The organism is Saccharopolyspora sp. 7B (genome assembly GCF_020177435.1).
GTDB classification, from domain to species: domain Bacteria; phylum Actinomycetota; class Actinomycetes; order Mycobacteriales; family Pseudonocardiaceae; genus Saccharopolyspora_C; species Saccharopolyspora_C gregorii.
The window spans coordinates 1-11,327 of the sequence record NZ_JAIUKC010000225.1 but is presented as its reverse complement, the minus strand read 5'-3'; the positions used below and the strand labels follow the sequence as shown (position 1 = coordinate 11,327).

Here is an 11,327-nt window from a genome sequence, read left to right as displayed (position 1 = left end):
TGCTGGTGGTGGGGGTGTGCGGCACGGGTGGCGGCGGTGCGGGCGTCTCCGCGGCGGGCTCGGAGCGGAGGAAACCGCATCCGGAGAGGGTGAGCAGCGCCGCAGCGCACACCCCGCCCAGCCGCATGGCCGACGTCCGGCCGTTCCGCGCCGAGGCGGTCCGCGAGCTCTGCATGGGCTTCACCGTAACGAAAGCGGCGGCCCGCCCGGGGCAACTCCGGGGGCGTGCCGCGCGGAGATCGCCCGGGTGACCGGCCCGTCGGCCCGGTTCGGGCGCTCGGACGAGGCGTTCGTCCGGCACCGGGCCGAGCGGGGGAGCGGGGTGCCGCTGTTCGGGCGCCGGGTGCGGGAACCCCGGCGTGCGGCGGGAACTGGCTGGTTCTCGCCAGCCGGCGGCGCCGGTCACCGCCTGCGGGCCACCCAGGCGATGAGGAAGATCGCGAGGAAACCGAGCAGCCACAGGTCCCTGGTCACCACGACCAGCACCAGCAGCAGAGCGGCACCGCCGAGGCCGAGCAGCACTTCCGCCCGGGGCCGGGTGCGGGCCGGTCGCCTGCCGGGAGCCCAGGTCGCGCCGCTCGCGGGCGTGGTGTCGGGCAGGTCCCGGAACAGCGCGTCCAGGTCGTCGCCGCTGCGGGCCGCGACCACCCGGGCGCAGCGCTCGTCGTACTCGACGAGGTCCAGCCTGCCCGAGGTCAGGTGCTCGCCGAGCAGCGCGATCGCGGTTTCGCGTTCGGCATCGCCGATCCGCAGTTTCCGGTCCCTCGCACGCACTCCGCCATCCTAGGGCCCGCGCTTCCCGGCGCCGACGTCCCGGACCGGACCTACCGGGCGAACGGCCCGTCCGGCCGGGAGGGCGGGGGGGGGGCCTCCGCGTGCCGGCACGGGGACGAGCGGCCGGAGCATCACGCCTTGGCGGTCAGCAGCGGCGGGTCGGACGGGGCGTTGAGCACCTCGTCGTCGATGAGGCCCTCGCCGCGGGCGACGACGGTCGGCACCACGATCTGCCCGGCCACGTTGGTCGCGGTCCGCGCCATGTCCATGATCGGGTCGACCGCGTAGGCGACGGCGATGCCGGTCGCCACCACCTCCGGCGGGAAGCCGAGCGCGCTCACGGTGAGGGTGAGCATCGTGAACCAGCCGGTGACCCCGGCAGTGGCGATGGAGCCGAACACGGCCACCGCCACGATCGTCAGGTACTGCACGACGCCCAGCTGGATGCCGAACAGGTTCGCGATGAAGATCGCGCCGACCGCGGGGTAGATCGCCGCGCACCCGTCCATCTTGGTCGTGGTGGCCAGCGGCACCGCGAAGTTCGCGTACGAGCTGCTGACGCCCAGGTTCTCGGCGGTCTGCCTGCTCAGCGGCAGGCTCGCGCCGGAGGAGCGGGACACGAACGCGAACTGCAGCACCGTCCACGCCTTCGCGAAGAACGTCGCCGGGCTCACCTTCGCCACGAACCGCAGCAGCACCGGGTACACCACGAACAGCACCAGCGCGCAGCCGGCGTAGGTGGCGCCGATCAGCTTGAGCAGCGGGGCGAAGAACTCGTTGCCGTAGGTGGCGACCGCGTTGCCGATCAGGCCGAGGGTGCCGATCGGGGTGAGCCGGATGATCCAGCCCAGCACCCGCTGGATCACCTCGAACAGCGAGCGGTTGAAGTCCACGAACGGCTTCGCCGTGTCACCGAGGCTGTAGGCGGCGGCGCCGATGATGAGCGCCACGAACACCACCTGCAGCGTCTCGCCCTCGGAGAAGGCGCTGACCAGGTTGCTCGGGATCAGCCCGTTGATCAGGTCGAGCCAGGAGCCCTGCGTCTTCTCCCCGATGGACTTCAGCCGCTCCGGGTCGGGTTCCAGCACCAGGCCCTGTCCGGGCTGCACGAGCCTTCCCACCGCGAGGCCGATGACCACGGCGATCAGCGAGGTGATCGCGAACCACAGCGCGGTCTTCCCGCCGAGCCGGGCCGCGGTCCGCCCGCCGCCGACCGAGCGCAGGCTCGTGATGCCCACGACGATCGCCGTGAAGATCAGCGGCAGCACGGTGAACGTGAGCAGGTTGGTGAACGTGGAGCCGATCGTGTCCAGCGTCGTGATCAGCCACTGGGCGTCGGTCGCCTTCGCGATCCAGCCCAGCAGCGCGCCGACGACCAGGGAGGCGACGACCGCGACGGCGAACAGCCGCGGGTTGAACCGGGGTCGTCGCCGTTCGGGCTCGGGGGAGGTGGACACGGGCATCTCCTGACTGCGTGGTCCGGGTGGCGCGGGACGCGCCGGGGAGGATCGCTCGCGGGCTTCGCCCGGGCGGGGAGGTGCGGGGGCGGTGCGATCGGCCGGAATCGGCGCGGATCAGGTCGGTGCCGGAGCGCGCCGCGGGCGCGGGACCGGGGTTCGCCGCCCGCTCAGGGACAAGCGCTGCTGGCCTGCCGTCGCAGATCGACGTGCAGGCGTGAAGTCAGGTAACGCCGCTGAGCTCCCATCGCGGACAGTTCTAACCCGCGGTTCGGTCCAGACCATCCCGAATTAACCGAATTGTGTTCGCGTTCACCGGCGGAACGGCGGAATTCGGCCCACCCGGCGGAATTCGGCCACGAACCGCGCCGGAGCGGTCACTCCCGGAGATCAGGAGCGCTGCCACAGCTCCGCCACGCCGACGCCCACCTCGGCCAGCAGGGCGCGGGTCAGCGGCAGGCTGATGCCGATCACGCTCGACGGGTCGCCGTCCACGCCCTCCACGAACCAGCCGCCGAGGCCGTCCAAGGTGAACCCGCCCGCCACCCGCAGCGGCTCGCCGGAGTCCACGTAGGCCGCCAGCTCCGCCTCGCTCGGTTCGGCGAAGCGCACCACCGTCGTCTTGTGCGCGTGCGCCCGGGACACCACCTCGCCGTCGCGCAGCCGCACCACCGCGTGCCCGGTGAGCAGTTCGCCGCTGCCGCCGGCCATCGCGCGCCAGCGCTTCAGCGCGATCTCCGGGTCGTGCGGCTTGCCGACGACCTCGCCGTGGATGGACAGCATCGAATCGCAGCCGACGACCACCGCTTCCCCGCCGATCTCCGGCAGCACCGCGTCGGCCTTCGCCAGCGCCAGCGCGGTCACCAGCTCCGCGGGCGACGGGTCCGGCAGCGCGGCGGCCACCGCGTCCTCGTCCACGCCGGACACCTGCACGGCCGGATCGATCCCGGCGGCGCGCAGCACGGCGAGTCGGGCGGGGGACGCGGAGGCGAGGACGAAGCGCACGCGGCGACTGTAGCCGCGCCCCGCGGCGGGGCCTGAGGGCGGCCCGTTGCCCGCTTCGGCGTCGCCCGGACAGGCCGAACGGCCGAGCCGCAAGCCTGTGCGGTGCGGTTTCGTGCGTTCACAGGGAATGCCATAGCTCTAATGGCGGTGCCTGGTTCAGGTGGAAGATTCCTAATGTCCTTCTCGCGGACACCTCCGGCGACGGCCGGACGAGACCGCGGGCGGGGAGCTCTCCTCGCCGGTTCCACCCCTTCGCAGTGGATCCACGCCTCCTCCCGGCCCGCGGGCCGGACACCGCTCTCCTCCAGCGCGGACGCCCCCCGTCCGCCTGGCCCCGCGCGTCCCCGGAGCGCCGATCACGCCCCGCCGCGCGGCTCGCCCTATTCCGCAAGCACCGGATATCGAGGGAGATCGAAAGATGAGCCGGAAGCGAACCCTTCGCCTGGCGAGCGCCGCGCTGCTCGTCGCGGGCACCGCGACCGCGGCGATCAGTCCCGCCGTCACGGCCTCGCCGCTGGACCCCGACCTGCTCGCCGCCGTGCAGCGCGACCTCGGCCTCACCGAGCAGCAGGCCCGCACCCGCCTCGCGCAGGAGGACACCGCACGGCGGCTCGACGAGACGTTGAGCCGATCGCTGGGCGGCAGCTTCGGCGGCGCCTACTTCGACGCGGCGAGCGGTGCGCTCGTCGTCGGCGTCACCGACGCCGCGAAGATCGCCGAAGTGGAGGAAGCCGGCGCCACCGCCCGGGTGGTGCGGCACAGCAGCGCCGAGCTCGACGCCGCCGTCGCCGCCCTCGACCGCGCCGAGGCGTCCGCCCCGGCGTCCATCACCGGCTGGTACGTGGACGAACGGGCCAACACCGTCGTCGTCGACGTGCAGGCCGCGCTGCGCGACGCCGCCACCGACGGCTACCTCGCCGAGACCACCGGGAACGCGCCGGTGCGGGTCGACGAGGTCACCGAGGCGCCGCGCACGCTCTACGACCTCGTCGGCGGCGACGCCTACTACATGGGCGGCGGGCGCTGCTCGGTCGGCTTCCCGGTGCGCACCTCCAGCGGCGCGTCCGGCATGGTCACCGCCGGGCACTGCGGGACCCGCGGCACCTCCGCCTCCGGCTACAACCAGGTCGCCCTCGGCTCGTTCCAGGGGTCCTCGTTCCCCGGCAACGACTACGCGTGGGTGTCGGCGAACGGCAACTGGACCGCCCGCGGCCTGGTGAACATGTACAACGGCAGCGGCCGGGCCGTCTCCGGGCACAGCACCGCGCCGACCGGGTCCTCGGTGTGCCGCTCCGGCTCCACCACCGGCTGGCACTGCGGTTCGGTGCAGGCGCTGAACCAGACCGTCCGCTACGCGGAGGGCTCGGTCAGCGGGCTCACCCAGACCAACGTGTGCGCCGAGCCCGGTGACTCCGGTGGTTCGTTCATCAGCGGCAACTCGGCCCAGGGCATGACCTCGGGCGGGTCCGGCAACTGCTCGTCCGGCGGCACCACGTACTTCCAACCGGTCGGGGAAGCACTCAGCGCCTACGGCCTGAGCCTCGTCACGAACTGATCCGGGGGAGGGGGGCGTTCGACCGAGCGCATCGGGCGAACGGGCCGCTCGTCCCGTTCCGGGTCAGGCGCCGTCGCGGTTGAGCAGCACCCGCGGTTCGGCGGGGAGCCGATCCGGGCGGACCGCGGCCGTCCCGGTCGGGGCGCGGTCGAGTCCCGCGTCCCGGACCGCGGCGGCGCCGCCGACGACCGGCAGCGACACCGAGGTGCCCGCCAGCCCGACCTCGACCCGGCCCGGTTCGGCCGGAGCCTGGATGAACGCGGAATCGGTCCCGCCGACGACCAGTCCCAGCCGGTGCCCGGCGGGGATCACGTGGTCGGTGGTGGCCAGCCGGAACGTCATCTCGTACGGCGTGCCCGGTGCCAGCGGCGATTCCTGGGACAGCGACTCGTGGTTGGCCAGGTCGGCCCATCCGCGGGACAGCACCTGGTAGTCCACGTCCGCGGTGGTGGCCTCGGTGTCCCGGTAGCAGGCGTCGTCGCCCTCGCGGCTCTCGCCCCAGCAGGACTCCGAGTCCAGGGTGCGGATGCCTTCGCCCTCGCCGAGCGCGTCCCGCGTGGTGGCGGGGCCGTAGTCGACGAGCACCGCCGACAGGTGCGCGGTCGGCGTCGCGGGCGTCGCGGTCACCGAGATCGAGCCGGTGCCTGCCAGCCGCAGGTCCTGCTCCAGCGGGGCGCTGGTGAACAGCGCGCGGGCCGGGGAGGCCTGGTCGGGTTCGCGCGCCCAGTCGTACTCGTCCTGCGCCGGGTCGTCGGTGAACGCGGCGCGCGCGTCGGCCGGGGCCGGTTCCGAGGTGAGCCCGCCGAGCCCGTCGGTGTCGTCGGGGACCGGGTGCAGCGTGGTCGCGGCCGCGGACTCGCCGGACCAGGACGCCTCGTCGGACCACTCGTCCGGGGCGCGTTCCACGCTGGCGGCCGGTTCGGCGTCGATCCCGTTGTCCATGCCGAGCAGCTCGTGGTCGAACCAGCGGTGCAGGGTGTCCACCCACTCCGCGCGGCGGAAGTCGAACGGGTCGACGTGGCCGGTCTGGCTCAGCCACACCTTGCGCGGCACGTCGTTCGCGGCCAGCGCGTCCCACCACTGCCCGAACTGGATCATCTTCACGTTGAGGTCGTTGCGGCCGTGCACGGCGAACACGCTGGCCCGCACGTTCGCGGCGTCGGCCACGTGATCGCGTTCGGCCCACAGGTCGGTGACGTCGCCGTTGGCGGGCGCGCCCTCGTCGAGCCGCTGCTTGACCGCCGAGCACTCCGGCCGGCCGCCCTCCTCGACGGTCTCGGCGAGCCCGCGCGGGTCCGCGCCGAAGGACACGCCGTCGGAGCGGTAGTAGTCGTACCAGGAGCTGATCGCCCCGATCGGCACGATCGTGCGCAGGCCCGCCACACCGGTCGCGGCGACGCCGTTGGCGATCGTCCCGTCGTAGGACTTGCCGATCATGCCGACGGCGCCGGTGGACCAGCCCGCACCGACCTCGGCGCCGCCGGTGGCCGCGTCGTAGCCCTTCGCGCGGCCGTTCAACCAGTCGACCACCGCCTTCGCCGAGCCCACGTCGGACGGGCCGCCGACGTCCACGCAGCCCTGCGAGCGGTTGGTGCCCGCCAGGTCCACCAGCACCGTCGCGTAGCCGCGCGGCACGAAGTAGTTGTCGTAGAACAGCGGGAACCCGACCGGCCGGCCCTGGTCGTCGTAGGTCTTGAGCTCGTTCTCGTTGCCGCGGCCGCAGCACGAGTAGTACGGACTCGCATCCATGATCACCGGGACGGGCCCGTCGGTCCGCGGCCGCGCGATGTCCACCGCGACCCGATCGGTCGCGCCGTCCGCGTCACCGTCCAGGCCGGTGTCCACCCACGTGGTCTCGCGCACGGGTTCCTCGGCGGACACCGGTTCGCTGCGCGGTGCCGCGGCCGCGGCAGGACTCGGTGCCGGGGGCGGTGGGGGGGCGGCGACGGCGGGCGTCGCGGACAGCACGGGCAACGCACCGCAGAGTACGGCCGCCAGGGCACGCCACCCTCGGATTCCGGGGCGCGGGGAACGGGAAGTCGGCACGGTCACCTCCGATGATCTCGCGGAACCCTAAGCGCCGAGATCAACGCCGTGCCACGGCCGAAAGTGTGGCGCCGCGAGGCCCGCCGGGCGGGGCGCGGCCACCTCGACGGGCAAGGGCGGGCGCTCGCCGGGAGGTGCGGCGTCCGGTCGCCCGCCACAGGTCGGAGGTTCGGCCGGGCATCCTGCGCGGTGTCGTTCGACGCGGCCGCGGCGCACTCCGCCGCGGCCGCCCCGCCGCGCCCTCGTAACCTGGGGCCATGGTTGTCCTGCTCGACGCGGCGGAGCTGCGCAGGCGGCTCGTCGACGACGGTCCGTACGCGAAGCTCGACGTGGTCACCGTGACCGGCTCCACCAACACCGACCTGTCCGCGGCCGCCGCGGCCGGCGCCCCGGACCGCACCGTGCTGTTCGCCGAGGAGCAGCAGTCCGGGCGCGGCCGGATGCGGCGTACCTGGATCTCGCCGCGCGGCTACGGCCTGCACGTGAGCACCGTGCTGCGGCCCGCTCCGGTGCCGCAGGACGCGCTGGGCTGGCTGCCGCTGCTGGCCGGGATCGCGCTCGCCGAGACGGTCCGCGACGCGTGCGGGGTGCCGGCCGCGCTGAAGTGGCCGAACGACCTGCTGCTCGGCGGCGGCGACACCTGGCGCAAGGGCGCCGGCATCCTCGCCGAGGCCGTGAGCACCGCGGACGGGCTGGCGATCGTCCTCGGGATCGGCGTGAACGTGCACCACGGCCCTGGTGAGCTGCCCACCGGCGCGGGAGGGCTGCCCGCCACCTCGCTCGCCGAGCAGGGTGCCGACGTGGACCGGCAGGATTTCGCGGTGCGGCTGCTGACCGCGCTCGCCGCCGTCGACGACCTGTGGCGCGAGCACGGCGGCGACGTGCTGGCCGGCGGCCTGCTGGACCGTTACCAGCGGCTGTGCGGCACCGTCGGCCAGCAGGTCCGGGTGGAGCTCGGCGGGAACGACCTGCTGGGCACCGCCACCGGCGTCGACCCGGACGGCAGGCTGGTGGTGCGCGGCGCCGACGGCGCGGGAACCCCCGTGTCGGCGGGCGACGTGGTGCACCTGCGTCCGCGCTGAACTGCGGCCCGCCTGATCGAGGGACGCTCGGCGGGGTAGCCGGGCGGGTAGCGTGATCAGCGCCTGGTGATCGAGGGAGGGATTCTCCGGTGGCGTATCCGGACGGTTTGCTGAGCGAGGACGAGTACGTGGTGGTGCACACCCACCCGCACTGGAAGATGCTCGTCCTGCCGGTGGTGCTGTTCCTCGTCGTGGTGGGCGCCGGTTCGTACGCCGCCGCGCTGGCCGCGCCGCTGACCTGGAACGTGCCGGTGTGGATCGCGCTCGCCGCCGTCGGTGCGGTGCTGGTCATCTGGTGGACGCTGGCACCGCTGATCCGCTGGCGCACCACCCACTTCGTGGTCACCTCGCGGCGGCTGATGGTCCGCGAGGGCGTCTTCACCCGCACCGGCGTCGACATCCCGATGTGGCGGATCAACAGCGTGCGGTTCAGCCACGGCCTGGTGGACCGGTTCTTCGGCTGCGGCACGCTGATCGTCGAATCCGCCTCCGACGAGCCGCTGGAGTTCGACGACATCCCCAAGGTCGAGCGGGTGCACACCCTGCTCTACCGCGAGGTCAACGACGAATCCGAGCACGACGACCAGGACCGTTGGGAGCGGCGATGAGCGCGCTGGAGGTCGGCCTGCCGGACCGGGTCCCGCCGCCGGAGCCCGGGGAACTGCCCGCCGCGGTCACCATCTGGGAGGTCGGGCCGCGCGACGGGCTGCAGAACGAGCAGGCCGTGGTGCCGGTCGAGGTGAAGCTGGAGTTCCTGCGCAGGCTCGCCGACGCGGGCCTGCGGATCGTGGAGACCACCAGCTTCGTGCGCCCGGAGTGGGTGCCGCAGCTCGCCGACGCCGCCGAGGTCCTCGCCGGGCTGGAGCGCCGGGACGGCGTGCGCTACCCCGTGCTGGTGCCGAACTCCCGCGGCCTGGACCGCGCCCTCGACGCCGGGGTCGCCGACGTGGCCGTGTTCGCCGCCGCCACCGAGTCGTTCACCCGCCGCAACCTCAACCGCGGGCTCGACGAGCAGTTCGCCATGTTCGAGCCGGTGGTGCGCCGCGCCACCGACGAGGGCCTCGCCGTGCGCGGGTACCTGTCGATGGTCTTCGGCGACCCGTGGGAGGGGCCGGTGCCCGTCGAACAGGTCGTCGCCGCCGGGCGCCGATTGCTGGAGATGGGCTGCGGGCAGCTCTCGCTCGGCGACACGATCGGCGTGGCGACGCCCGGGCAGGTGGAGGCGGTGCTGCGCGCGTTCACCGCCGCCGGGGTGCCGGTGGGGTCGCTGGCGGTGCACTTCCACGACACCTACGGGCAGGCGCTGGCCAACACCTGGACGGCGCTGCGGCACGGGGTGTCCATAGTGGACTCGTCGGCGGGCGGGCTGGGCGGCTGCCCGTACGCGAAGTCCGCCACCGGGAACCTCGCCACCGAAGACCTCGTGTGGATGCTGGACGGGCTCGGCGTCGAGCACGGCGTGGACCTCGCGGCGCTCGCCGCCACCAGCGCGTGGATGGCCGAGCAGCTGGGCCGCCCCAGCCCGTCCCGCGTGGTCAAGGCGCTCACCGGGGCCTAGGCCGCCGTGCTCGGGCCCGCGCGCGGAGGGCTCGGCGCTCGCCCGCGGCGCGGTCGAGTCCGGAGGCGAACCGCGTCAGGACTGCTCGCGGGTGCCGAACATCGCCAGGAACGTGAAGCGCATGATGCGGTCGGCGTCCCGGTCCGCGGTGCCGGTGATCTCCACCAGGCCCAGGTTCGGCCTGCTCTTCGACAGCCGCCTGCTGTTCACCGTCATGCCGAACCGCAGCTCGTCGTCCGGGAACACCGGCGCCGCCCAGGACAGCTCGTTGCCGCCGGGCGAACCCTGCGAAGTGGACCCGGCGAGCACGTGGTCCACGTAGGCCCGCATCCACAGCGACGAGGTGTACCAACCGGACGCGCACAGCCCGCCGAGCACCGACTGCGCGCCGGCCTCCTCGTCCAGGTGGAACGGTTGCGGGTCGAAGCGGCGCGCGAACGCCACCATCTCGTCCCGGTCGATCAGCACCGAACCCAGGTCGAACACCCGGCCAGGTTCGAGGTCTTCGTACGCGATACCCGCCATGCCCGGATCATCGCAGGACGCCCGGGCCGGGTGGTGCGCGGTGCCCGATCCGGCTCCGGTGCGGCAGGATCGACGTGGAACCATCGACCGCATGGGCGCGTCCCGGAACGCGGGGCGGCCGGACGCGCCCGCCGACGCCTCGACTGCGGAAGGGGGAGTGGCGGTGGCCACCGATAGCGCGCACGCCGAGGAGCTCGCCGCTCGACATCGGCGCCCGCGAGGACGGCAGGCACTCCCCCGGACGGGGTCGGTGCGGCCATGAGCGGAGATCACGAGGACGTCCGGAAGCACGGCTCCCCGGCGCGGGACGAGCACTCCGGCGGCATCGAGCGGGCGCGGTGGCGCGGCGACGCCGACCACACCGGCCCCGTCACGGTCGAAGCGGCCGGGTCCGGCGCGCTCGCCGCGGGCTGGGTCGCGGACGGGGTGGACCCCGCGTCGGTGACCGCGCCGCACCCGGTGCGCCAGGCCTGGTCTTCCGCCCCGCCGCAGGGCCGCGGCGATTCCGCCGCTCGCGGACCGCGGTCCGACGGGTTCGGCGCGAATTCCGGGCAGGCGGGCGGAATCCGCGCGGGGCACGGTCCGGACCGCTTCGGGCCGGGGCAGCAGTCCCCCGAGGGGCGGCCGGGCGGGCACGGGCAGCGCGCGCAGGCCCGGCAGGCGCAGCAGGGGTGGCAGAACCACCGGGGGCAGCAGGGCGACCAGGGCCAGCAGATCCAGCAGGGCAATCAAGCTCAGCAGGGCCAGCAGAGCCAGCAGGGCCAACAAGGCCACCAAGCCCAGCAGGGACAGCCGATCCAGCAGGGGAACCAAGCCCAGCACGGGCAGCCGGCGCAGGGGAGCCAGCAGAACCAGCAGGGGCAACCGGGGCAGGGGAGCCAGCAGAACCAGCAGGTCCACCAAGCCCGGCCCGGCAGGCAGGGCCCTCCGAACCGCCCCGGCCAGCAGGACCGGCCGGACCACCGAGGACGGCAACCCCAGCAGGTCCGGCGCGGCGCCGCGCCCCCCGCCCCCCCCCCCCCCCCCCCCCGGGCCCCCGGGGGGCCCCCGGGCCCCCCCCCCCCCCCCCCCCGCCCCCCCCCCCCCCGCGCCGGGGCGGCCCCGCCCCGGCACGCGGGCCCCCGCCCCGGCCAGGGCGATCCGGTCGCGCGGCAGGTCCGCCCGCCCGCCGACCCGGTCCGGCCGCGCCAGGGCGACCGCAAGGAAGCGGTCGCGTTCATGCTCCACCAGTTCCCGATCGGGTACCTCCCGGTCGCCCCGGCCACCCCCCCCCGCCCGCTGCCGATGGCCGCCCAAGGCCTGGATCCCCTGGCCCGGCGCCGCGG

General features: G+C 74.3%; 10 protein-coding genes and 1 pseudogene. 5 read left to right on the top strand and 6 right to left on the bottom strand.

Translation table 11 applies throughout. From position 1 onward, the window contains the following. Window positions 1-402 precede the first annotated feature (402 nt). From LCD33_RS27240 to LCD33_RS27230, 4 genes are all read right to left on the bottom strand, one after another. Window positions 403-774, bottom strand: a complete 372-nt coding sequence (locus tag LCD33_RS27240) for a DUF1707 domain-containing protein (protein WP_224961859.1) — start codon at window positions 772-774, stop codon at window positions 403-405. Window positions 775-905: 131 nt separating this feature from the next. Continuing rightward, window positions 906-2,237: a dicarboxylate/amino acid:cation symporter gene (locus LCD33_RS27235; RefSeq protein WP_224978432.1), complete on the bottom strand. Its 1,332-nt coding sequence runs from the start codon at window positions 2,235-2,237 to the stop codon at window positions 906-908. 164 nt (window positions 2,238-2,401) lie between these two features. After that, complete coding sequence (locus LCD33_RS29695; protein WP_373690059.1) at window positions 2,402-2,479, bottom strand: putative leader peptide; 78 nt, start codon at window positions 2,477-2,479, stop codon at window positions 2,402-2,404. Between the two features lie 142 nt (window positions 2,480-2,621). Continuing rightward, window positions 2,622-3,236: a nucleoside triphosphate pyrophosphatase gene (locus LCD33_RS27230; protein ID WP_224961855.1), complete on the bottom strand. Its 615-nt coding sequence runs from the start codon at window positions 3,234-3,236 to the stop codon at window positions 2,622-2,624. Window positions 3,237-3,654: 418 nt separating this feature from the next. Here LCD33_RS27230 and LCD33_RS27225 point away from each other — a divergent pair, with 418 nt between their 5' ends. Further along, window positions 3,655-4,791, top strand: a complete 1,137-nt coding sequence (locus tag LCD33_RS27225; RefSeq protein WP_224961853.1) for a S1 family peptidase — start codon at window positions 3,655-3,657, stop codon at window positions 4,789-4,791. Between the two features lie 63 nt (window positions 4,792-4,854). Here the strand turns inward: LCD33_RS27225 and LCD33_RS27220 are convergent, their stop codons facing one another. Further along, a complete protein-coding gene (locus tag LCD33_RS27220) occupies window positions 4,855-6,759 on the bottom strand; it encodes a Xaa-Pro dipeptidyl-peptidase (RefSeq protein WP_224978433.1) in 1,905 nt (634 codons plus the stop codon). A gap of 335 nt (window positions 6,760-7,094) precedes the next feature. Here LCD33_RS27220 and LCD33_RS27215 point away from each other — a divergent pair, with 335 nt between their 5' ends. The 3 genes from LCD33_RS27215 to LCD33_RS27205 all read left to right on the top strand — a co-directional run bounded on the left by LCD33_RS27215 (window position 7,095) and on the right by LCD33_RS27205 (window position 9,477). Continuing rightward, entirely contained in the window at window positions 7,095-7,919 is an 825-nt protein-coding gene (locus tag LCD33_RS27215; RefSeq protein WP_224961851.1) for a biotin--[acetyl-CoA-carboxylase] ligase, read from the top strand. A gap of 89 nt (window positions 7,920-8,008) precedes the next feature. Continuing rightward, on the top strand, window positions 8,009-8,527 hold the full coding sequence (locus tag LCD33_RS27210; RefSeq protein ID WP_224961849.1) for a PH domain-containing protein: 519 nt from the start codon (window positions 8,009-8,011) through the stop codon (window positions 8,525-8,527). Next, complete coding sequence (locus LCD33_RS27205) at window positions 8,524-9,477, top strand: hydroxymethylglutaryl-CoA lyase (protein WP_224961847.1); 954 nt, start codon at window positions 8,524-8,526, stop codon at window positions 9,475-9,477. The genes LCD33_RS27210 and LCD33_RS27205 overlap by 4 nt, the downstream gene beginning before the upstream one ends. A 75-nt stretch (window positions 9,478-9,552) precedes the next feature. Here LCD33_RS27205 and LCD33_RS27200 read toward each other — a convergent pair whose 3' ends face one another. Beyond that, on the bottom strand, window positions 9,553-10,002 hold the full coding sequence (locus tag LCD33_RS27200) for a MaoC family dehydratase (RefSeq protein WP_224968281.1): 450 nt from the start codon (window positions 10,000-10,002) through the stop codon (window positions 9,553-9,555). Between the two features lie 258 nt (window positions 10,003-10,260). Between LCD33_RS27200 and LCD33_RS27195 the strand changes: the two are divergent. Then, a pseudogene (locus tag LCD33_RS27195) lies at window positions 10,261-11,327 on the top strand (hypothetical protein); the annotation flags it as partial.

Coding starts and splice junctions, on each gene's coding strand:
- LCD33_RS27235 (WP_224978432.1), bottom strand. CDS start 2,237: ATGCCCGTGTCCACCTCCCCCGAGCCCGAACGGCGACGACCCCGGTTC.
- LCD33_RS29695 (WP_373690059.1), bottom strand. CDS start 2,479: ATGGGAGCTCAGCGGCGTTACCTGACTTCACGCCTGCACGTCGATCTG.
- LCD33_RS27225 (WP_224961853.1), top strand. CDS start 3,655: ATGAGCCGGAAGCGAACCCTTCGCCTGGCGAGCGCCGCGCTGCTCGTC.
- LCD33_RS27215 (WP_224961851.1), top strand. CDS start 7,095: ATGGTTGTCCTGCTCGACGCGGCGGAGCTGCGCAGGCGGCTCGTCGAC.
- LCD33_RS27205 (WP_224961847.1), top strand. CDS start 8,524: ATGAGCGCGCTGGAGGTCGGCCTGCCGGACCGGGTCCCGCCGCCGGAG.
- LCD33_RS27200 (WP_224968281.1), bottom strand. CDS start 10,002: ATGGCGGGTATCGCGTACGAAGACCTCGAACCTGGCCGGGTGTTCGAC.